Origin of the sequence: Stenotrophomonas aracearum, assembly GCF_031834615.1 — a bacterium.
Classification (GTDB): domain Bacteria; phylum Pseudomonadota; class Gammaproteobacteria; order Xanthomonadales; family Xanthomonadaceae; genus Stenotrophomonas; species Stenotrophomonas aracearum.
In genome coordinates, this window is the sequence record NZ_CP115543.1 from 1428574 (window position 1) to 1448919 (window position 20346).

Below are 20346 nucleotides of genomic sequence, written 5' to 3' on the forward strand. Positions count from 1 at the left end.
TGAAACAGGCGGTAGCAGCCGACCGTTGGTCGGATGGCATTCGGGCGGTGCAACCGCCCGCGCGCGGGGGTCACCCCGCGCTTCCCCCCAACGCCTTGAACAACGTCACATCGTTCACCAGCAGCTTCTGCTTCACCGCAGCCAGCGACAACTCCGCGTCGCGACGCGTCTGCTGCGCTTCCAGCCAGGTGCGCAGATCCGTGGCGCCCACCCGGTAACGGACCTCGTACATCCGCTCGATTTCCACCGCTTCGTCATACGACGCCTGTGACGCCGCCACCTGCGTGGCGAACTGGGTGCGCGCCGACAGCGCGTTGTCCACTTCAGACAGCGCCGTGTACAACGTGCGCCGGAAGGTGTTCGCCGCGATCTGGTAGTCGGTGCCGGCAATCTTCGTATCCAGCTGCGCCTGTCGGATGTTCAGGAACGGCAGCGACAATCCCGCGCCCAGTGACGCCACCGGGTTCTTCAACACGTCCGACAACGTGGTCCCTCCCGTGCCGACCCCACCGGTCAAACTCAGCGCCGGGTAATAGCTGGTCGCGGTCACCTTGATGTTCTTCAGGCTGTTGCGCAGCCGCAGCTCGGCCGCGCGCAGGTCCGGGCGACGGCCGAGCAGGTCGGCCGGCAATCCCTCGGCAATCACCGGCGTGGCCGCGATGTCCAGCACCTGCGGTTCGTCGGCCTGCGGCCACGGCTGCCCGTCCAGCAGCACGGTCAGCGCATTGCGGCTGGCCACGCGCTGCTGCTCCAGCGCGCTCTGCGCGGCCCGCTGCGCCTCCAGCTGCTGGGTCGCCTGGCGCACTTCCAGTCGCGACACCGCGCCGGCGTCGAAGCGCGCCTGGACCAGCTCCTGCGTGCGCTGCAGCCGATCCAGGTTGGCCTGGCCGGCGCTGATCGACTGGTTGAGGTAGGCCAGCGTCCAGTACTGGGTGGCCACGTCGCTGATCACCAGCAGCGCGGTGTTCTGCAGGTCCTCTTCGCTGGCCTGCGCCTCCCACTGGGCGATGTCGCGCTGCGCGCGCAGGCGCCCCCACAGGTCGATCTCCCACTGCAGCGACACGCCTGCCGAACTGCTGCGATTCCAGTCCGCGTTCTGGTCGATGGCGCGGTTGCCATTGCTGCTGACGCTGCCCGAAGGCTGCGGCCACAATGCGTTCTCGGATAGCCCGGCCTGCAGGCGCGCACGCTGCACCGCCAAGCCCGCCGAGGCCAGGTCGGTGTTGGCCTGCAGCGCCCGGTCGATCACCCGGTCCAGGCGCGGGTCGCCGAAGCCGGTCCACCATGCATCATCGCGTACGTCGGCCTGCAACGTCGGCGCTGGGTTCGACACCGTGGCCGGTGCATTGAGCTGCGCATCGCCACGACCATAGACGGCCGGCACGCTGGGAGCGTTTACCTTGTACTGCCCGGTGCTGACGCAGGCCGACAGCATCACGGCAGTGGTGCAGGCCAGCGCCAGTGGGCGCAGGGCAGGAATAGACTTGAACAGGGATGCCATCTTCATTCGCGCGCCAGCGCCTCCACGGGATCGAGTTGGGCCGCATTGCGTGCCGGAAGGAAGCCGAACGCCACGCCGATCAGGCTGGAACACGCGAACGCGGCCACGATCGAAGCGGTGGAGAACAGCATCCTGAAATCGGGGGCGAAGGTGTCGAACACCCAGCCCACCACCAGCGACAGGCCTACGCCGAGCAGCCCGCCGAGCAGGCACACCAGCACCGCTTCGATCAGGAACTGCTGGCGGATGTCGCTCTGTCTCGCGCCCACCGCCATGCGCACGCCGATCTCGCGGGTGCGCTCGGTCACCGACACCAGCATGATGTTCATCACGCCGATTCCGCCGACCAGCAGCGCGATCGCCGCGATCGCGCTGATCAGCAGGGTCATGGTGCGCGTGGTCTGCTCGATGGTGTCGCGGATCTCGGCGCTGTTGCTAAGGAAGAAATCCTCGGTGCCATGGCGCATGACCAGCAGCTTGGAGATCGCCGCCTGCGCCGCATCCATGGGGGTGTCATCGTCCACGCGCACGGTGATGCTGGAGACATGGCTCTGGCCGAGCATGCGTGACATCACGGTGGTGTAGGGCACCCAGATCGACAGGCTGGTGCTGCTGCCAAAGCCCATGCTCTGGCGCTGGGCCACGCCGATCACCCGCACCGGCACGTTGCCGAGCAGGATCACCTGGCCGACCGGGTCGGCGCCGTTGGGGAAGAACTGGGTGCGGGTGTTTTCATCGATCACTGCCACCTGGCCCAGCCCCTTCACCGCGTCGGCGTCGAAGAAGCTGCCCGCGCTCAGGGTCACACCCTTGACCCGGAAGAACTGCTCGCCCACGCCGCTGACCTGCGCGGTGGCCGACTGGTTGCGGTAGCGCGCGGTGACCGAGGAAGACACGCTGGGGGTGACGCTGTCGATGTAGCTCTGCCGCGCCAGTGCGTCGGCGTCGCTGGCCTTGAGCGTCTGCACCCGTGCCGAGCGCATGTCGCCGAAGCCCCGCCCGGGGTACACATCGATGGTGTTGGTGCCCAGCGCGCTGATGTTCTGCAGGATCTGCTGCTGCGAGCCATTGCCCATCGCCACCACCGAGACCACCGAGGCGATGCCGATGATGATGCCGAGCATGGTCAGGAAGGTGCGCAGGCGATGCGCGTTCATCGCCAGCAGCGCCATGCGGAACGCTTCGGTGAAGCGGTCGCGCGCGGCGCGCCAGCTGTGGCCCTTGGCCGCGGCCACGGTCGGGGTGCGCTGGGCGCGGTAGGCCGGCGCCTTGTCGTTGCTGCGGTCGGCGATGATCTCGCCGTCGCGGATCTCGATGATGCGCTGGGCGTGTTCGGCCACCGACATGTCGTGGGTGACGATGATGATGGTGTGGCCCTCGGCATGCAGCTCGCCGAGGATGCCCATCACTTCCTCGCCGGATTTCGTGTCCAGCGCGCCGGTCGGTTCGTCGGCCAGGATCACCTCGCCACCGTTCATCAGCGCCCGCGCGATCGACACGCGCTGCTGCTGGCCACCGGACAGCTGGCCGGGCTTGTGCTGCATGCGGTCGCCCAGGCCCAGCCGCTGCAGCAGCTGCTCGGCGCGCGCGCTGCGCACCGGGCCGGGGCTGCCGGCGTACACCGCCGGCACTTCCACGTTGCCGCGTGCGTCCAGGTCGCCGAGCAGGTGGTAGCGCTGGAAAATGAAACCGAAATGTTCGCGGCGTAGTTCGGCCAGTTCGTCCGGCAGCATGCTGCCGGTTTCGCGGCCGGCCACCTGGTAGCTGCCGCGTGTCGGTCGGTCCAGGCAACCGAGGATGTTCATCAGGGTCGACTTGCCCGAGCCGGACTGGCCGACGATGGCCACCATCTCACCGGCGGCGATGTCCAGGTTGACGTCGCGCAGCACGGCGATGGTCTCATCGCCGGCGGGGAACTCGCGGCGCAGGTCGCGCAGCCGCAGCAGCGGCGTGCCGGTGGGGGCGTGTTTCATCGGCGTGGCCCGCCCATGCCCGGGCCGCCCATGCGCATCTGCGCCCCGCCACGGTTGCCGCTGCCAGCGGCCGGGGTGGCGCTTCCTTCGCCGACCACCACTTTTTCGCCTTCCTCCAGGCCCGAGGTCACTTCGGCGCTGGAACCGGTGTTGATGCCGATCTTCACCTTGCGCGGCTGCGGCATGCCGTCCTTGTCGGCCACGCGCACCACGTACTGGCCGTCGCGGGTCTTCGGGCCCAGTGCCACCGACGGGATGATCAGCACGTCCTTGGCCTGCTTGAGCAGCACCGAGACCTGCGCGGTCATGTCGATGCGCAGGGTACCGTCCGGATTTTCCACGTCGAACAGCGCGTTGTAGTACACCGCCGAACTGGCGCTGGAGCTGGACGAACTGGAACTGCTGGAGCTGTCGCTGGCGATCGAGGACGGGGCCGGATTGATCTGGCGCAGCGTGGCGTGGTACTTGCGCTCCGGGTCGCCCAGGGTGGTGAAGTACACCGGCATGCCGGCCTTGATCTTGACCACGTCGGCTTCGCTCACCTCGGCATTGACCGTCACCAGGTCCAGCCGCGCCAGCATCACGATGGTCGGTGCGGTCTGGTTGGCGTTGACGGTGCGACCTTCTTCGGCCACCACCGCCACCACGGTGCCGTCCATCGGCGCGGTGATGCGGGTGTAGGCCAGGTTGGCGTTGGCCGTGCCCAGCTCGGTCTGTCGGCCCTGGATCTGCGCATCGAAGGAGGTGACCTGGGCCTGTGCGGTTTTCAGCTGGGCTTCGGCGGTGTCGAACTCGGCACGCGAGGTGGCTTCCGCCGCCAGCATTTCCTTCTGCCGGGCGAACTCGAGTTCGGCCTGGCGCAGGGTGGCCTGCTGTACCGCCCGCTGCGCGGTGACCTGGTCCAGCGCGGCCTGCGCGTTGAGCACCGCGTTGCGCTGGGTGGTGGCGTCGATCTCGGCGATCAGGTCGCCCTGCTTGACGGTATCACCCAGCTGTACTTTCAGCGACTTGATCTGGCCCGAGGCCTGCGCACCGACGCTGACCAGCTTGTAGGCGTCGATCACGCCGGTGGCTTCGACCGTCTGTTCCAGGTCGCCCCGGGTGACCGGGCTGGTGGCCAGGGTCGGCGCGCCCGGCTTGCGCAGGGTCCATGCGACAATGCCGCAGACCAGCACGAGCAGTGCAATGACGAGCAGCACGCGGCCGCGGCGGGTAACAGGCAGTCGGGGCTTCACGATGATGATCAACTCAACAGGCCGGCATGCGGCGTTGTCAGCATTGTGAAGAGCGTGGACGGGCGCCTCAACGCTCGCCGTGTAACACCGGGTAACAGTGGCACGCTGCCACGTGTCGGCATGTATCGGGCGTGGTGCCTGAAACATGCGTACGCAAACCAGAGGATGCGGTTCAGCTCCCGACAGGGGATCATCGCCGCATGGAGACCACAACGATGCAACGCCTGCTGATCGTCGATGACGACAACGACATCCGCCAGCTGCTGGCCGAACAGCTCGGTCGCGCCGGCTACCAGGTCAGCACCGCCAGTGATGGCCAGGGCATGCGCCAGGTGCTGGAACGCGAACACGTGGACCTGATCGTGCTCGACCTCAACCTGCCGCGCGAAGACGGACTCACCCTGTGCCGCGACCTGCGCGCGCGCTCGAGCACGCCGGTGATCATGCTCACCGCGCGCAGCGAGCCGATCGACCGCGTACTCGGCCTGGAGATGGGCGCCGACGATTACCTGGGCAAGCCGTTCGAACCGCGCGAGCTGCTTGCGCGGATCCGCAACGTGCTGCGCCGGACCGAAGCGCTCCCGGCCAACCTGGAACCGCTGGCGATCCGCCGTGCGCGCTTCGCGCACTGGACCTTCGACCTGGAAAGCCGCCACCTGGTCGACCCGGACGGGCGCGTGGTGGTGCTGTCCGGCGCCGAGTTCCGCCTGCTGCGGGTGTTCGTGGGGCATGCCAACAAGGTGCTCTCGCGCGAGCAGCTGGTGTCGCTCAGCAGCGGCCGAAGCTACGAATCGCAGGACCGCGCGATCGACCTGCAGGTCAGTCGCCTGCGCAACAAGCTGGCCGGTGACGGCGGCAGCGACGGCCTGATCAAGACCGTGCGCAACGAAGGCTACGTGCTGGCGGCGGCGGTGACGCTGGAATGATGCGCCTGCGCCGCTTCTTCGCGTCGATGGTCGGGCGCCTGTTCGTGATCCTGCTGCTGGGCATGAGCGTGGCCGCGATCGGCGCCACCATGCTGGCCGGGACCAAGCGCCAGCAGGAGTTCGAACGCCAGAACCTCACCCGCATTGCCGACCGCCTGCAGGGCTTCGTCAACATGCTCGACGGCAACCCAGAGCTGCGCGACCGGCTGCTGGAGGTGGGCGGGCCGGCGGTGCGCCGCCTGCCGCAGGGCGCGCGGCTGGGTCGCGAAGACACGGCGCTGATGGATCTGCTCCAGGACCGCACGGGTCCGGTGTCGCACGCCACCGTGCATTTCACCTCGTTCCGCTCCTGCCTGCCCAAGGCCCAGGAGCTGTGGCCGCCGCCGTCGCAGCTCCGTCGCAAGCCGCCGCATGAGCGTGATCCGGCCTTCATTCCGCCCAAGTGCCGGGCGGTGCAGCTGCCGCTCAGCGACGGTACCGAGCTGTCGCTGTCGCTGGAGTCGCCGGCCATCGCGCACAACGGCATCCTCGAGGTCGACCCGCTGTTCCTGACCCTGCTGGTGCTGGCCATCGCGGTGCTGGCGTACGTGGTCGCGCGCATGGCCAGTGCGCCGCTGCAGCAGCTGGCGTCGGCCGCGGCCGAGCTCGGCGACGACCTGCAGCGCGAACCGTTGCAGGTCATCGGCCCGCTGGAGGTCCGGCGCGCCGCCGAAGCCTTCAACGCCATGCAGAAGCGCCTGCAGCGCACCCTCGGTGAACGCACCCAGATGCTGGCCGCGATCACGCACGACCTGCAGACCCCGGTGACCCGGCTGCGCCTGCGCCTGGAGAACGTAAGCGACGAAGCACTGCGCGAGCGGCTGATCGGCGACCTCGGCGCGATGCAGGCGCTGATCCGGGAAGGCCTGGAGCTGGCGCGCAGCGCCGAAAGCGCCGAGCCCCGGGCTGCGCTGGACCTGGATTCGCTGCTGGAGAGCATCGTCGAGGATGCGCTGGAAGCCGGCGCAGAGGCGGAGTTCGCGCAGCGCAGTGGCGCGGTGCTGATGCTGCGCCCGCTGGCCATGCACCGGCTGTTCTCGAACCTGGTGGACAACGCGATCAGCTACGGCGGCATCGCCCAGGTGCGGGTCGAGAAGGGTGCCGAGGGGGTCCGGGTGCGCGTCCGCGACCGGGGCCCCGGCCTGGCCGAGGACGAGCTGGAGACCGTGTTCGACCCGTTCGTGCGGCTGGAAACCTCGCGTTCGCGGGCTACCGGCGGGGCCGGGCTGGGCCTGACCATCGCCCGCGCGCTGGCCGAGAAGGACGGCGCCACCCTGCACCTGCGCAACCACCCGCAGGGAGGTCTGGAGGCGATCGTGCACTGGCCGGCACCGCCGCGCCCGCCCGGCAGCCGCGCCGGCTGAGCGCGGCACGGGCAAAGCGGCGCAGATTTGCCTACTATGTGCATCCCCCGCCAGCTTTTGCCGCATGAGTGCGTCCAATCTGGCCGGCTTCCTTTCCAGCTCCCTGCCGGATCCTTGCGGATGAGGCAAGGGGGGCGCTGGACCCGGTGGCGGCCGGTACGAGCAGCAGTGACCCTTCAGCGCCTGTGCCTGGCGCTGGCGTTGCTGTGCCTGTTCGCCGCGCTCCCGGGCACGCTGGCCGCGCAGGACGGTCCGCCGCCGCTGCGCGACTACGCCATCGACGTGTGGACCTCGCGCAACGGCCTGCCGCACAACTCGCTGCGTGACATCGCGCAGACCCCGGAAGGGCACCTGTGGTTCGCCACCTGGGAAGGCCTGGTGCGCTACAACGGGCTGGATTTCACCGTGTTCGACCGCAGCACCCGCCCGGGCCTGCGCGACAACGGCGTCGGCGCGCTGTTCGTCGACCGCGACGGCGGCCTGTGGATCAGCGACTCGCGCGGCAACGTGACCCGGCGCAGCGCCGACGGCCGCTGGCAGGTGTTCCCGCACCAGCCGCCGGCGCCGCAGGTGCTGATCCAGGCCATGCAGATGGACAGCCACGGCCGGCTCTGGCTGCTGTACGAAGGCAACGGCATCGGCAGCCTGACCCGCGAGGGGCGCTTCGAGTACCAACGTCCGCCGGCCGATGTGCCGATGGCGATGAGCTTCACCAAGCTGGTGGTCGACGCGCAGGACCGGGTCTGGGTCGGCACGCTCGATGGCCTGGTGGTGCGCGGCACCGACGGCGTGCTGCGCCGGGCGCCGGAAAGCTTCGGCCTGGGCCGTGGCCTGGTCTGGCCCTACCGCGCTCCGGACGGGGTGCTGTGGATCGTCGCCGGCGAACGCATCTACCGCATGCAGGACGGCGTGCCGCAGCTGCAGCACAGCCTGGGCACGGGCATGCATATCACCTCGATGCTGCAGGACCGCCACGGCGACCTGTGGCTGGGCACCGAGAACCAGGGCCTGCTGCGCCTGTCGCGGCACGGCCTGGAGCGCCTGCCTGCGGGACTGTCGCTGCCCGGCGGGCGCGTGGTCAGCCTGCGCGAGGACGCCGAAGGCAGCATCTGGGTGGGCGCCAATGGCGGCCTGTACCGCCTGCGCGAAACGCTGTTCAGCAGCTTCACCGAACGCGACGGACTCAGCGGCGATTACGTGCGCACCGTGCTGGAAGACCGCAGCCGCCAGTTGTGGGTGGGCAGCGCCAGCGGCCTGGACCGACGCGACAGCCAGGGCCGGTTCCAGCCGGTGCCGCTGCGCAACAGCGGGGGCAAGACGCCGTCGGTACTGAGCCTGGCGCAGGACCAGGCGGACGGACTGTGGGTGGGCACCTTCGGCGACGGCATCCTGCACCTGGACAGCCAGGGCCGCATGCTGCGGCGTTACGGCGCCGAAGACGGCCTGCCGGGCGGCAACATCCGTGCGATGAGCGTGGCCCGCGACGGCGCGGTCTGGGCCGGTACCCAGAAGGGCGTGGCCCGGCTGGACGCCAACGGCGTGACCGTGCCGGACGTGCCGGGCATGCCGACCGGGCTGATCACCGCGCTGGCGCATGACGCGGAAGGCGACCTGTGGATCGGCACCATCGAAGGCATCCGCGTGCTCCGTGGCGACCGCGTGCAGGCCATTGACCTGGCACCGCTGGGCGGCGGGCGCAGCGTGTTCGGCTTCCAGCAGATCGGCGACGCGATGTGGATCAGCAGCGACCGCGGGCTGTACCGCTACCAGGACGGCAAACTGGCCCGGGTCGGGCTGGAGCAGGGCATGCCGGTGGACACCGTGTTCCAGCTGGTGCCCGACCGCATCGGCAACGTCTGGATCAGCAGCAACCGCGGCGTGCTGCGCACCGACATGGCGATGCTCAACGACGTCGCCGACGGACGCACGCGCCGGATCGAAGTCGAGCATTACAACGAAATCGACGGCATGGCCAACTCGCAGGCCAACGGCAGCTCCGGTCCGTCGGCGATCCTGCGCCAGGACGGCACCTTCTGGGTGGTCACCGCCGGTGGCCTGAGCACGGTCGATCCGCTGCGCCTGCAGCGCTTCCGTGAGCGGCTGGCACCGCCGGCGGCGATCGAAACGGTGCTGGTCGACGGCGTGCCGCTGCACTGGCAGGGCGCCAACCACAACACCCTGCCGGGCGGGCGACGGCTGAGCATCAGTTACGTGGGCCTGAGCTACCTGATGTCCGAGCGGATCCGCTACCGCACCCGCCTGGACGGGCTGGACACCGCCTGGATCGAACGCGGCCAGCAGCGCAGCGTGGAATTCATCGGCCTGCCGCCGGGCGAGTACACGCTGCACGTGGGCGCCGCCCACCCGGGGGGTACCTGGGGCAGCAGCGAGGCGGTGTGGTCGTTCACCGTCGAGCCGTTCCTGTGGCAACGGCGCAGCGTGCAGTTCATCGGTGGCTTGTTCCTGCTCGCCGGGCTGGTGGCGCTGTACCGCTATCTGATCAAACGTTACAAGGCCAGCAACGTGCGCCTGGCGCGCCGCGTGGATGCAGCTACCCGCGACCTGCAGGCGCAGACCGCGAGCCTGCAAGCGTTGAACGAGGAAAAGACCCAGCTGGCCGAGCGCCTGGCGCGGCAGTCCGAGCAGTTCGAGCGACAGGCGCGCGAGGATGCGCTGACCGGGCTGCCCAACCGCCGCGCGTTCGACGAAGCGCTGGCGCGCGACTTCGCCCGCTCGCAGCGCAGCGGTCATTCGCTGTGCCTGGTGGTGCTGGACATCGACCACTTCAAGGACGTGAACGACCAGCACAGCCACAGCGTGGGCGACGTGGTGCTGGTGGAAGTGGCGCGGGTGATCGCCTCGGCCTGCCGCGATTCGGACATGCCGGCGCGTACCGGCGGCGAGGAATTCACCGTGCTGCTCAACGACACCCGCCTGGCCGAAGCAGCGCAGGTCTGCGCGCGCCTGCGCGGGCTGTTCCATGACCATCCGGACTGGGCCGGGGTGCCCGGCCTGCAGGTGACCTTCAGTGCCGGCCTGGTCGAGCTGGACGCCGCCGACCGCACCCCGATGCTGCTCTACCAACGCGCTGATCGCGCGCTGTACCGCGCCAAGAGCGAAGGTAGAGACCGGACCGCGATCGGTTGATTACCGGGTAGCCCGGCACCGCGCGGACACGCATGGCGTGTCCCTACGCCGCATTGCCGCCGACCCGCGTAGCGACACGCCATGCGTGTCCCACGGAATCCCAGATCAGGGACGGGGCCAGGCGTTGGCGATGGTGCAGAACAGCTTCGCCGTCTGCTCGGTGTCATACACCGCGCTGTGCGCTTCGTTGGCATCCCACCCCAGACCAGCGGCGGCCGCCGCGCGGGCCAGCACGGTCTGCCCATAGGCGATACCGGCCATGGTCACGGTGTCGAACACGCTGAACGGATGGAACGGGTTGCGCTTGTGCCCGACCCGGTTCACCGCCGCGTTGACGAAGCCCAGGTCGAAGTGCGCGTTGTGCCCGACCAGGATCGCGCGCTGGCAGCCGTATTTCTTCATCGCCACGCGTACCGGCGCGAAGATGTGGTCCAGCGCGTCCTTCTCGCTCTTGGCCAGGCGGAACGGGTGGTCGAGGATGATCCCGGTGATCTCCAGCGACTTCGGATCGATCTCCAGCCCTTCGGCCGGGATCACGTGCGCGCTGGCGGTCTGCCCCGGGTAGAGCAGGCCGTTGTCGTCCATCTCGATCGGCACTGCGGCGATCTCCAGCAACGCATTGCGGTTGCAGTCGAAGCCGCCGGTTTCCACGTCCACCACCACCGGCAGGAAGCCACGGAAGCGGGTCGCCATCATGCGCTGTCCCAGCGAGGGCACGTCCACGGCGTCCGCCGGGGCAGCGGCGGTCTGGGGGAGTTCGTCAGTCATCGGCCCAGTTTAGCAGAGCGGTCTGACCGCCCCGTTGCGGTGCCGGGCCAGCCAGCCATCCATGCTCAGTCGACCGGCCCCGCCCAGCAGCAGCGGCAGCAGCATGGCGATGAACAGCACCGGCAGCTTGAAGTTGCCGTAGCCCTGGTCGCTGATCGCATAGCCCTGCGCCAGCGTGGCGAGCGAGTCCCACCCGGCCGGCCAGTGCACCGTCGCGGTGGCCACCACGGTCAGGCCGATCAGCAGCGCGGATGTGGTGCGGGTGGCCAGTCCCAGCAGCAGGCAGGCGCCGCCCAGCAGTTCCAGCCAGGTGGCGGCCTGCCAGTTGAGCGCCGAGGGCAGCCAGCGGAACGGCAGCGGGAAGTCGGCCTGCACGCTGTCGAACCAGTTCGTGCCGCGCAGCTTCTCGCGTCCCGATTCGAAGTACTCCCAGGCCAGCAGCAGGCGCAGGCCGAGCGGTGCCAGCCAGGGGTCGAGCGCACCCAGGCGCGCGTGCGGTGCGGAAACGGGGGAGGGCAGTGGCATTGGAGACTCCAGGCAGCAGGAAGAGTCCAACAAGAGGTCCGCCACGCGGCACTGGATGCGCGCGCCGGGCGCGGGGTTCAGCTGCCGGTCGGGCGCGCCGGACCGATCACCCCGGTGGCCTGCAGCTGCGTCAGCAGCGCACGCCCGGGCTGTTCGAGCGCGGCGATGTCCAGGCCGTGGGCCTCGGCCAACTGCCGCAGGTGGTCGGCGCCGCTGCGTGCCACGGCGTCGTCCAGTTGCGCCAGCAGGGCACCGGCCAGCGGGCTGAGCTGCGAAAACACGATGCTGCCGTCGGCCACGCGCCGCGCGAGCAGGCAGGTGGGTTCGGGTGGTGGGGACTCGGGCTGGAATCCGGCGCCGATCTGCTGCACCGGCCACGCGTAGACCAGCGGCCACGCCAGCGCCGAACGGGCGAGGGGGTCCTGCCATGGATCGAATCCCGCACCGCCTGCGGGCAGCGGCCGGGCCTCGCTCGACTGCAGCGCCAGTTCCACCCACTCGTAATGCGCCAGCTCGGCCAGGAACGGTCGCGGCAGCGACGGCTGCTGCTGCAGCCACTGCACGAACTCTCCAGCGACCTCGGTAAACAGCGGCGAGGCGCAGCGGTGCTCGATGAAGTAGCGCCGGCACAGCGCATCCCATTCGTCGGCGTCCAGGACCTGGAGCAGCACAGGGAAACTTCCGCCCAGCAGGCTTCGCAGGTTGTTGAACAGCAGATCGCGGTAGATCTGCAGCCGACGCGGTTCGAGTCCTTCGGGCGCGGGCTGGCCCCGTGGGTCGCGCAGGTGCAGGGTAAGGGCGGACTGCTGGTCGCGAAGAACCCCGCTCATGCGGCCGCCCCGCGTGCAGCATCCCCGCCGCGGAGGATGCGCCGCATCTGCTGCAGTTCCGCGCGCAGTTCCGCGTAGGTTGGGAAGTTGAAGTCGCGTTCCAGCAGCGCCGGGCGCGGGCCGAAGCGGGCGCGCGCCTGCGCCAGCAACGCCCACACCGGGTCGATCACTGCGCTTCCATGCGTATCGATCTTCAGGTCGTCGGCTTCATCGTAGTGCCCGGCCACGTGCAGGCACACCACGCGCGACGCCGGTAGTCCGTCGATGAAGGCTGCCGGGTCGAAGCGATGGTTGATCGCATTGACGTACACATTGTTCACGTCCAGCAGCAGGTCGCAGTCCGCTTCCTCAAGCACCGCCACGGTGAAGTCCAGTTCGCTCATCGCCGCGTGCGGGGTGAGATAGCTCGAGACGTTCTCGACCGCGATGCGCCGGCCCAGCCGGTCCTGCACCTGCGCGATGCGCGCGGCGGTGTGGCGCACCGCTTCGTCGGTGAACGGCAGCGGCAGCAGGTCGTACAGGTGCCCGTCGTCGCTGCAGTAGCTCAGGTGCTCGCTGTACAGCCGCACCTTGTGCGTGTCCAGGAAGCGGCCGACCCGGTCGACGAAGTCCAGGTCCAGCGGCGCACTGCCGCCCAGCGACAGCGACAGGCCATGGCAGGTCAACGGGTAACGCGCGCTGAGCCCCTGCAGGCGCTCGCCGGGTACGCCGCCGAGTCCGATCCAGTTCTCCGGCGCGCATTCGAGGAAGTCGATATCGCCCGGCGGCGCCTGTTCCAGATCGTCGAGCAGGGCGCGGCGCAGGCCCAGTCCTACCGCCGCCGCAGGCAGCGGCGGCAGGACCACGGGGCTCACGCCGGCGCGCGGGTCAGTGCCCGGCACCGCACTTGCCTTCACCGCACTTGCCCTCAGCGGTCTTCTTTGCCGCAGGCGCAGGCTTGGCCTTGTCGGCCCCGCACTTGCCTTCGCCGCACTTGCCTTCAGCGGCCTTCTTGTCGGTGCCGTGCTGCTTGGCCTTCTCGGCGCCACACTTGCCTTCACCGCATTTGCCTTCGGCCGCCTTCGCGTCGGCCTTGGGCGCGGCCTGCGCAGCCAAGGCGTAGCCCTGGGCCAGGTCGGTCATCGACAGCGCCGAGGCGGTACCGGCCAGGCCAAGGCCGCCGGCGAGCGCGGCGCAGGCCAGCAGGGAGGCGTGTTTGGTGGACAGGGTCATGGAAAAATCTCCTTGTAGAGGCCCGGGGGCCAGGGTGGTGCCAATGAAGCATGCCGGATTTGCCGGCATGCGGGGGACGCTCAGGCCAGGTACTCGCGCGCCATGACGCGGGCGCGGTGCAGGCGGGCCTTGATGGTTTCGGGGGTGATGGCCAGCCGCTCGGCCAGTTCGGCGATCGACAGGCCTTCCAGGTCGCGCAGCAGGATCACTTCGCGATAGTGCGCCGGCAGCGATTCCAGCGCGGCGGCGCAGTCGCGGCGCAGCGCCACGTCGTCGCACTGCGCGGGTGGCAGGATCTCCTCGCGCAGCTCTTCGTGCCGCCACTGGCACCGCGCGCGCTTGAGCCGGTTGCACTCGCGCTTGACGATGCGGAACGCCCACGAGGTGAAGCACTCCACCAGGCGCAGGTCGCACAGCCGCCGCGACACGGTGATCAGGCTTTCCTGTACCGCGTCTTCGACGTCGTTGATGACGCAGTGGTATTCGGCATAGCGACGCAGGTGCTGGCGCGAGTGGCGCAGCACGCGGTCGAGCGCGGCGCGGTCGCCGGCATGGGCGGCGCTGAGTTCGAGCGGGCAGAGGGTCTGCATGCGGCAACGGGATCCTGATGGGCTGGCACAGGATAAGAGCGCTGCCGGGGCAGGAAGGATGCGCGGGTGGATGGACGGGTACAGGCGCGATTCAGCGCTGGCGGTCCGTTTGCGACAAAAACAACAAGGGCCGATACGCAGTATCGGCCCTCGCTTCGCCCGGACGCCTTGCGGCGACGGGGTTACAGCTTTTCGGTGCTGGTCTCGTCACGCTTCTCGCGCGGCGGCAGCGCCTGCTCGCCATGCACCAGGAACCACACGTTCTCGGCGATGTTGGTGGCGTGGTCGCCCACGCGCTCCAGGTTCTTGGCCATGAACAGGAGGTGGGTGCACGGGGTGATGTTGCGCGGATCTTCCATCATGTAGGTCAGCAGCTCGCGGAACAGCGCGGTGTACTGCGCGTCCAGGCGCGCGTCATCGTCGCGCAGGGCGAGTGCGCCGTCGGCGTCATTGTCGCGATAGGCCTCAATGGCGCGCCGGACCTGCTGCGCCGCAAGGCGGCCCAACGAACGCAGGCCCTGGATCTGCGGCAACGGCGGCATCTTGCTGAGGGCGATGGAGCGCTTGGCCACGTTGGCCGCATAGTCGCCGATGCGTTCGATGTCGGCCGGGATGCGCAGGCCGGCCAGGATTTCGCGCAGGTCGCGCGCCATCGGGCCACGCAGCGCCAGGCGCATGACATCGTGGCTGATCTGCTGTTCCAGGCTGTCGATCGCCTCGTCGTTGGCAATGATGCGTGCCGCGGCGTTGTCGTCGCGGCGTTCGATCACGTCCAGCGCCGCTTCCAGCTGTGCCACGGACATTTCGCCCATGCGCACGATCTCGGCCACCAGCCGCTGCTGTTCTTCGTCGTAGCTCTTGACGATGTGGTCGTTCGGAATGTTCATTGTGATTCCCGTGGTGCCGGGCGGTGCCCGGCTGGTTTATCTGGAAACGTGCGGAAGGATCAACCGAACCGGCCGGTGATGTAATCCTCGGTCTGCTGCTTGTTCGGCTGCGAGAAGATCACTTCGGTGCGGTCGTGTTCGATCAGGTCGCCCAGGTACATGAAGGCGGTGTAGTCGGACACGCGCGCGGCCTGCTGCATGTTGTGGGTGACGATCACGATGGTGTAGTCGTGCTTGAGCTCTTCGACCAGCTGCTCGATGCGGCTGGTGGAGATCGGGTCCAGCGCCGAGGTCGGCTCGTCGAGCAGCAGCACGTCCGGGCGCAGGGCCACGGCGCGGGCGATGCACAGACGCTGCTGCTGGCCACCGGACAGGCCCAGCGCGCTCTGATTGAGCTTGTCCTTCACTTCGTCCCACAGCGCGCCCTGGCGCAGCGCATGCTCGACGCGGTCGTTCATGTCCGCCTTGGACAGCTTTTCGTGGTGGCGGATGCCATAGGCCACGTTCTCGAAGATGGTCATCGGGAACGGCACCGGCTTCTGGAACACCATGCCGACCTTGCTGCGCAGGCGGTTCATCGGGTACTTCGGCGACAGGATGTTCTCGCCGTCCAGCAGCACTTCGCCCTTGGCTTCCAGCTTGGGGTACAGCGCGTAGATGCGGTTGAAGATGCGCAGCAGGGTCGACTTGCCGCAGCCGGAAGGACCGATCAGCGCGGTGACGCGCTTTTCCGGAATCTCCAGGTTGATGTTCTTCAGCGCGTGGAACTTGTCGTAGTAGAAGTCCAGTCCGCGTGCAGCCAGCTTGGTCGGCGCCGGGTTGCCGAGGTTTTCATGCGAGGCCGGCACCGCGATGCGCTGCATCGGCACGGCATTGGTGAGGTCGTTCATGGCGATATCCGCGGAAAGGTCAGTCATGGGAGATGCGGTTGCGCAGCAGGATGCCACGCGCGGAGAGGCTGACCAGCAGTACGAACAGGGTCAGCACCAGCGCGCCGGCCCAGGCCAGCGTCTGCCAGGATTCATAGGGGCTGCCGGCAAACTGGTTCATCACCACTGGCACGCTGGCCATCGGCTGGAACACGTTGCTGTTCCAGTACTGGTTGCCGAAGGCGGTGAACAGCAGCGGGGCGGTTTCGCCGGAAATGCGGGCCAGCGCCAGCAGGATGCCGGTGATGATGCCTGCGGCCGCACTGCGGTACAGCACCTGCACGGTTACCTTCCACTGCGGGATGCCCAGCGAGAGGGCCGCTTCGCGCATCTGCGAAGGCACCAGGCGCAGCATTTCGTCGGTGGTACGCACTACCACCGGCAGCACGATGAAAGCCAGCGACAGCGCACCGGCGAACGCCGAGAACTGCCCACCGGTCTGCATCACGTACAGGGTGTAGACGAACAGGCCGAGCACGATGGACGGTGCCGAGAGCAGGATGTCATTGACGAAACGCACCACCGTACCGGCCTTGCGGGCGTTGCCGTACTCGGCCAGCCAGGTACCGGCCAGCACGCCCAGCGGGGTGCCGATGGCGATGGCCAGTGCACACATCACCGCGCTGCCGAAGAAGGCGTTGGCCAGGCCGCCTTCCTGCATGGGCGGCGGGGTCATCTTGGTGAACAGGTCCAGGTTGATCCCGGCCAGGCCCTTGGAGGCCAGGGTGAACAGGATCCAGCCCAGGAAGAACAGGCCGAACAGCGCGGTCAGGCACGACAGCAGCAGCGCGACGATGTTGACGATGCGGCGGCGCAGGTACAGCGGCTGCGCGTTGGAAGCGACGGCGGTGGACATCAGTTGCCCTCCTTGCGGGACAGGCGCATCAGCATCAGGCGGGCGATTGCCAGCACCACGAAGGTCACGATGAAGAGGACGAAGCCGAGCAGCAGCAGCGCCGAGCGGTAGGTTTCGGTAGCCTCGCCGAAGTCATTGGCGATCAGCGCGGCGATGGTGGTGCCCGGTTCCAGCAGCGACGGCGACAGGCGCACGCTGTTGCCGATCACGAAGGCCACCGCCATGGTTTCACCCAGGGCGCGGCCGAGGCCGAGGAAGATGCCGCCGATCACCGCCGAGCGGGTGTAGGGCAGCACGATGTCCCAGCTCACTTCCCACTTGGTGGAGCCCAGCGCGTAGGCCGATTCCTTCAGGCGGGTCGGCACGGTCAGGAACACTTCGCGCATCACCGAGGAGATGAACGGAATGACCATGATCGCCAGCACGAAGCCGGCGGTCAGCACGCCGATGCCCAGCGGTGGCCCCTGGAACAGCGGGCCGATGATCGGCCATTCGCCCAGGGTTTCATTGAGGGTGGGGGTGACGTACTCGGTCATCACCGGCACCAGCACGAACAGGCCCCACATGCCGTAGATGATCGAGGGGATGCCGGCCAGCAGTTCGATGGCGGTACCGACCGGGCCACGCATCCAGCGCGGCGCCACTTCGGTGAGGAAGAAGGCGATGCCGAAGCTCACCGGCACCGCGATCACCATTGCGATCAGGGCGGTGACCAGGGTGCCGTAGATCGGTGCCAGTGCACCGAACTTGTTCTCCACCGGATTCCAGTCGGAGGAGTAGAAGAAGCTCAGGCCCTGCTCCTGCAGGGCATGGCGGCCGCCCCACAGCATCGAGAGCGCGGCGCAGGCCAGGGCGACCAGCACCAGTACCACGGTGGTGATCAGCACCCATCGAAACAGTTTGTCGTTGCGGGCGTCACGCAGGTCGCGCGATGACGGTGCGGGTACAGGCTGGGCGATGGCATTCATTGGAAAGGCTTGGGCCCGAGTGTGTGAAGGGTTTTGCCGGGCAGGGCCCGGCACTACAACCGGAGGGGCCTGCGCGTTGCGCAGGCCCCGGTTTTCTTATTTGAATTCAGCAGTCCAGTAGCCTTCGATCTGCTTGACCAGTTTCGCCGGCAGCGGCACGTAGTGCAGTTCGTTGGCCTGGGCCTGACCGTTCTCGAAGGCCCACTTGAAGAACGCCAGGGTGTCCTTGCTGCGCTTGGCATCCTTGGGCTGCTTGTGCATCAGCATGAAGTTGGTGGCGGTGATCGGCCACGCCTGGTCGCCCGGGGCGTTGGTGATGACCAGGTTGAAGTCCTTGGCGCTGGCCCAGTCGGCGCTGGCAGCGGCGGCGGCGAAGGTTTCAGCGCTCGGCTGCACCCAGTTGCCGGCGGCGTTCTGCATCGAGGCGTACGGCATGCCGTTCTGCAGCGCGTAGGCCAGTTCGACGTAACCGATCGAACCCTTGATCTGCTTCACGTACGAGGCGACGCCTTCGTTGCCCTTGCCACCCACGCCGTCCGGCCACTGCACCGAGGTGCCTTCGCCGACCTTGCTCTTCCAGTCCGGGCTGACCTTGGACAGGTAGTTGGAGAAGTTGAAGGTGGTGCCCGAACCGTCCGAACGGTGGACCAGGGTGATCTTGCCGTCGGGCAGCTTCACGCCCGGGTTGGCGGCGACGATGGCCGGGTCGTTCCAGGTCTTGACCTTGCCCAGGAAGATGTCGGCCAGCAGGGCGCCGCTCAGGCGCAGCTTGCCGGCTTCCAGGCCCTCGATGTTCACCACCGGGACCACGCCGCCGATGGCGGACGGGAACTGGCCGAGCCCGGCCTGGGCCAGCTCTTCGCTGGACAGCGGCTTGTCGGAGGAACCGAAGTCGACGGTGCCGGCCTTGATCTGGGCGATACCGCCGCCCGAGCCGATCGACTGGTAGTTGATCTTGGCGCCGGTGGCGGCGTTGTAGTCGGCCGACCACTTGGAGACCAGCGGGAAAATGAAGGAGGCGCCCGCGCCGGAGATCTCGGCGGTCACCTTGTCGCCCGCGGCCGGGGCGGCGGCGGGGGCATCTGCGGCCGGTGCCGTGGCCTGGCCTTCAGCGGCCGGCTTGCAGGCGGACAGGCCCAGCGCGATGGCCAGGGAAAGGGCGGCAAAGCTGGCCGAATGCAGTTTCATGCGTCACTCCGTAGCGGGATGGGGTGCCGGGCTGGCCGGCTGACGCTGCTATGAAATGATGTTTTTGTTACAGCTTGATGACGTCGTGACAGAGGGCACGTTAAACCCCCGCAGGACAAGGCCTGGCGGCCCCCCGGGCGGGGCAGGGCGCCCAATAAAAAAGCGCGGATCAACAGATCCGCGCCGGAGAGGTGCCGCCAGGGGGAGAGAGGACCTGGCGGCACCTTTGCCTGGGTGGTGTATCGACCAGCGGTCGATACCTACCGTGGTAGGTCACGACCGCTGGTCGTGACGGCCAATCAATATTTCAGGTTCTGCGACCAGTAGGTCTCGATCTGCTTGACCAGGCTGTCCGGCAGCGGCACGTAGTCCAGCTGCTTGGCCTGGGCGTCGCCGCTCTTGTAGATCCAGCGGAAGAACTCCTGGGTGGCCTTGGCGCTGTTCACGTTCTTCGGCTGCTTGCGGACCAGGATGAAGTTGGTGGCGGTGATCGGCCACGCTTCGGCGCCCGGGGCGTTGGTCATGACCAGGTAGAAGTCCTTGGCGTTGGCCCAGTCGGCGCTGGCGGCAGCGGCGGCGAACGACTCGTCGCTCGGCAGCACGACCTTGCCCGACGCGTTCTTCATCGCGGCGTAGGACATCTTGTTCTGCAGGGCGTAGGACAGTTCGACGTAGCCGATGCCACCCTTGATCTGCTTCACGTAGGCGGCAACGCCTTCGTTGCCCTTGCCACCGATGCCGACCGGCCACTGCACCGAGGTGCCTTCGCCGACCTTGCTCTTCCACTCCGGGTTGACCTTGGAGAGGTAGTTGACGAAGTTGAAGGTGGTGCCCGAACCGTCCGAGCGGTGCACGACGGTGATCTTGCCGTCGGGCAGCTTGACGCCCGGGTTCAGGGCGGTGATGGCCGGGTCGTTCCAGGTCTTGATCTTGCCCAGGAAGATGTTGGCCAGGGTCGGGCCGTCCAGCTTCAGCGCGCCCGGGGCGACGCCGGCCACGTTGATCACCGGCACCACGCCGCCGATCACCGACGGGAACTGGGCCAGGCCGGCCGAGGCCAGCTCTTCCGGCTTCAGCGGGGCGTCGGACGAACCGAAGTCAACCGTCGCGGCCTTGATCTGGGCGATACCACCGCCGGAGCCGATCGACTGGTAGTTGACCTTCTTGCCGGTCGCGGTGCTGTAGTCGGACGACCACTTGGACATGACCGGGTAAATGAACGATGCGCCCGCGCCGGTCACATCGGCGGCATTGGCGGCGAACACGGACGACGCGGCGAGGACGGCAACAGCGGCGCGCGACTTGAAGGCGTGGATCACGGGGTGGCTCCTGGGATGGATGATGGTGCGGGGTTTCCCGCCCGGTGCCTATTCCATAACGGTTCCATGACAGCGCGAGGTCTGTGATA

Annotated in this window: 18 protein-coding genes; 3 read left to right on the forward strand and 15 right to left on the reverse strand. The window is 68.1% G+C overall.

Annotation, left to right across the window (positions count from 1 at the left end):
• Positions 1–70: 70 nt before the first annotated feature.
• From PDM28_RS06575 to PDM28_RS06585, 3 genes are read right to left on the reverse strand one after another with little or no spacing between them, the layout of a single operon-like run.
• On the reverse strand, positions 71–1507 hold the full coding sequence (locus PDM28_RS06575) for an efflux transporter outer membrane subunit (protein ID WP_425507641.1): 1437 nt from the start codon (positions 1505–1507) through the stop codon (positions 71–73).
• Entirely contained in the window at positions 1504–3474 is a 1971-nt protein-coding gene (locus tag PDM28_RS06580; RefSeq protein ID WP_311184233.1) for a MacB family efflux pump subunit, read from the reverse strand. The genes PDM28_RS06575 and PDM28_RS06580 overlap by 4 nt, the downstream gene beginning before the upstream one ends.
• Positions 3471–4709 carry an efflux RND transporter periplasmic adaptor subunit gene (locus PDM28_RS06585; protein ID WP_253256705.1) on the reverse strand — a complete coding sequence of 413 codons (1239 nt, stop codon included), beginning with the start codon at positions 4707–4709 and terminating at the stop codon, positions 3471–3473. The genes PDM28_RS06580 and PDM28_RS06585 overlap by 4 nt, the downstream gene beginning before the upstream one ends.
• 200 nt (positions 4710–4909) lie before the next feature.
• Between PDM28_RS06585 and PDM28_RS06590 the strand changes: the two genes are divergently transcribed.
• The 3 genes from PDM28_RS06590 (at position 4910) to PDM28_RS06600 (ending at position 10185) form a co-directional block, all read left to right on the forward strand.
• Positions 4910–5635: a response regulator gene (locus PDM28_RS06590; protein ID WP_070208081.1), complete on the forward strand. Its 726-nt coding sequence runs from the start codon at positions 4910–4912 to the stop codon at positions 5633–5635.
• Positions 5632–7038: an ATP-binding protein gene (locus tag PDM28_RS06595; protein ID WP_102945883.1), complete on the forward strand. Its 1407-nt coding sequence runs from the start codon at positions 5632–5634 to the stop codon at positions 7036–7038. The genes PDM28_RS06590 and PDM28_RS06595 overlap by 4 nt, the downstream gene beginning before the upstream one ends.
• 120 nt (positions 7039–7158) lie before the next feature.
• Positions 7159–10185, forward strand: coding sequence for a two-component regulator propeller domain-containing protein (locus PDM28_RS06600; RefSeq protein ID WP_311184234.1), 3027 nt, complete (start codon positions 7159–7161; stop codon positions 10183–10185).
• A gap of 105 nt (positions 10186–10290) precedes the next feature.
• On the opposite strand, the gene rnt is transcribed toward PDM28_RS06600, so the two are convergent.
• The 12 genes from rnt to pstS (PDM28_RS06660) all read right to left on the reverse strand — a co-directional run bounded on the left by rnt (position 10291) and on the right by pstS (PDM28_RS06660) (position 20257).
• Positions 10291–10878: a ribonuclease T gene (rnt, locus tag PDM28_RS06605; RefSeq protein ID WP_311184661.1), complete on the reverse strand. Its 588-nt coding sequence runs from the start codon at positions 10876–10878 to the stop codon at positions 10291–10293.
• 84 nt (positions 10879–10962) lie between these two features.
• Positions 10963–11478, reverse strand: coding sequence for an HvfX family Cu-binding RiPP maturation protein (locus tag PDM28_RS06610; RefSeq protein ID WP_311184235.1), 516 nt, complete (start codon positions 11476–11478; stop codon positions 10963–10965).
• A gap of 77 nt (positions 11479–11555) precedes the next feature.
• Entirely contained in the window at positions 11556–12308 is a 753-nt protein-coding gene (locus PDM28_RS06615; RefSeq protein ID WP_311184236.1) for an HvfC family RiPP maturation protein, read from the reverse strand.
• Positions 12305–13189: an HvfB family MNIO-type RiPP peptide maturase gene (locus PDM28_RS06620; protein ID WP_311184237.1), complete on the reverse strand. Its 885-nt coding sequence runs from the start codon at positions 13187–13189 to the stop codon at positions 12305–12307. The genes PDM28_RS06615 and PDM28_RS06620 overlap by 4 nt, the downstream gene beginning before the upstream one ends.
• Positions 13176–13520: an HvfA family oxazolone/thioamide-modified RiPP metallophore gene (locus PDM28_RS06625; RefSeq protein ID WP_102945879.1), complete on the reverse strand. Its 345-nt coding sequence runs from the start codon at positions 13518–13520 to the stop codon at positions 13176–13178. Before PDM28_RS06625 ends, PDM28_RS06620 begins: the two co-directional genes overlap by 14 nt.
• A gap of 80 nt (positions 13521–13600) precedes the next feature.
• Positions 13601–14110 carry an RNA polymerase sigma factor gene (locus PDM28_RS06630; protein WP_311184238.1) on the reverse strand — a complete coding sequence of 170 codons (510 nt, stop codon included), beginning with the start codon at positions 14108–14110 and terminating at the stop codon, positions 13601–13603.
• Positions 14111–14292: 182 nt separating this feature from the next.
• On the reverse strand, positions 14293–14997 hold the full coding sequence (phoU, locus tag PDM28_RS06635; RefSeq protein WP_102945877.1) for a phosphate signaling complex protein PhoU: 705 nt from the start codon (positions 14995–14997) through the stop codon (positions 14293–14295).
• A 59-nt stretch (positions 14998–15056) separates the two neighbouring features.
• On the reverse strand, positions 15057–15887 hold the full coding sequence (gene pstB / locus PDM28_RS06640) for a phosphate ABC transporter ATP-binding protein PstB (RefSeq protein ID WP_070208073.1): 831 nt from the start codon (positions 15885–15887) through the stop codon (positions 15057–15059).
• 19 nt (positions 15888–15906) lie between these two features.
• Positions 15907–16782, reverse strand: a complete 876-nt coding sequence (gene pstA / locus PDM28_RS06645) for a phosphate ABC transporter permease PstA (RefSeq protein ID WP_102945876.1) — start codon at positions 16780–16782, stop codon at positions 15907–15909.
• Positions 16782–17750 carry a phosphate ABC transporter permease subunit PstC gene (gene pstC / locus PDM28_RS06650; protein ID WP_311184239.1) on the reverse strand — a complete coding sequence of 323 codons (969 nt, stop codon included), beginning with the start codon at positions 17748–17750 and terminating at the stop codon, positions 16782–16784. The genes pstA and pstC overlap by 1 nt, the downstream gene beginning before the upstream one ends.
• A gap of 96 nt (positions 17751–17846) precedes the next feature.
• The gene (gene pstS / locus PDM28_RS06655) at positions 17847–18938 is read right to left on the reverse strand and encodes a phosphate ABC transporter substrate-binding protein PstS (RefSeq protein ID WP_311184240.1); all 1092 of its coding nucleotides are present in this window, start codon (positions 18936–18938) and stop codon (positions 17847–17849) included.
• Between the two features lie 299 nt (positions 18939–19237).
• Complete coding sequence (gene pstS, locus PDM28_RS06660) at positions 19238–20257, reverse strand: phosphate ABC transporter substrate-binding protein PstS (RefSeq protein ID WP_102945873.1); 1020 nt, start codon at positions 20255–20257, stop codon at positions 19238–19240.
• Positions 20258–20346: the final 89 nt, after the last annotated feature.

Coding starts and splice junctions, on each gene's coding strand:
- PDM28_RS06575 (WP_425507641.1), bottom strand. CDS start 1,507: ATGAAGATGGCATCCCTGTTCAAGTCTATTCCTGCCCTGCGCCCACTG.
- PDM28_RS06580 (WP_311184233.1), bottom strand. CDS start 3,474: ATGAAACACGCCCCCACCGGCACGCCGCTGCTGCGGCTGCGCGACCTG.
- PDM28_RS06590 (WP_070208081.1), top strand. CDS start 4,910: ATGGAGACCACAACGATGCAACGCCTGCTGATCGTCGATGACGACAAC.
- PDM28_RS06595 (WP_102945883.1), top strand. CDS start 5,632: ATGATGCGCCTGCGCCGCTTCTTCGCGTCGATGGTCGGGCGCCTGTTC.
- PDM28_RS06600 (WP_311184234.1), top strand. CDS start 7,159: ATGAGGCAAGGGGGGCGCTGGACCCGGTGGCGGCCGGTACGAGCAGCA.
- rnt (WP_311184661.1), bottom strand. CDS start 10,878: ATGGCGACCCGCTTCCGTGGCTTCCTGCCGGTGGTGGTGGACGTGGAA.
- PDM28_RS06610 (WP_311184235.1), bottom strand. CDS start 11,478: ATGCCACTGCCCTCCCCCGTTTCCGCACCGCACGCGCGCCTGGGTGCG.
- PDM28_RS06615 (WP_311184236.1), bottom strand. CDS start 12,308: ATGAGCGGGGTTCTTCGCGACCAGCAGTCCGCCCTTACCCTGCACCTG.
- PDM28_RS06625 (WP_102945879.1), bottom strand. CDS start 13,520: ATGACCCTGTCCACCAAACACGCCTCCCTGCTGGCCTGCGCCGCGCTC.
- PDM28_RS06630 (WP_311184238.1), bottom strand. CDS start 14,110: ATGCAGACCCTCTGCCCGCTCGAACTCAGCGCCGCCCATGCCGGCGAC.
- phoU (WP_102945877.1), bottom strand. CDS start 14,997: ATGAACATTCCGAACGACCACATCGTCAAGAGCTACGACGAAGAACAG.
- pstB (WP_070208073.1), bottom strand. CDS start 15,887: ATGAACGACCTCACCAATGCCGTGCCGATGCAGCGCATCGCGGTGCCG.
- pstA (WP_102945876.1), bottom strand. CDS start 16,782: ATGTCCACCGCCGTCGCTTCCAACGCGCAGCCGCTGTACCTGCGCCGC.
- pstC (WP_311184239.1), bottom strand. CDS start 17,750: ATGAATGCCATCGCCCAGCCTGTACCCGCACCGTCATCGCGCGACCTG.
- pstS (WP_311184240.1), bottom strand. CDS start 18,938: ATGAAACTGCATTCGGCCAGCTTTGCCGCCCTTTCCCTGGCCATCGCG.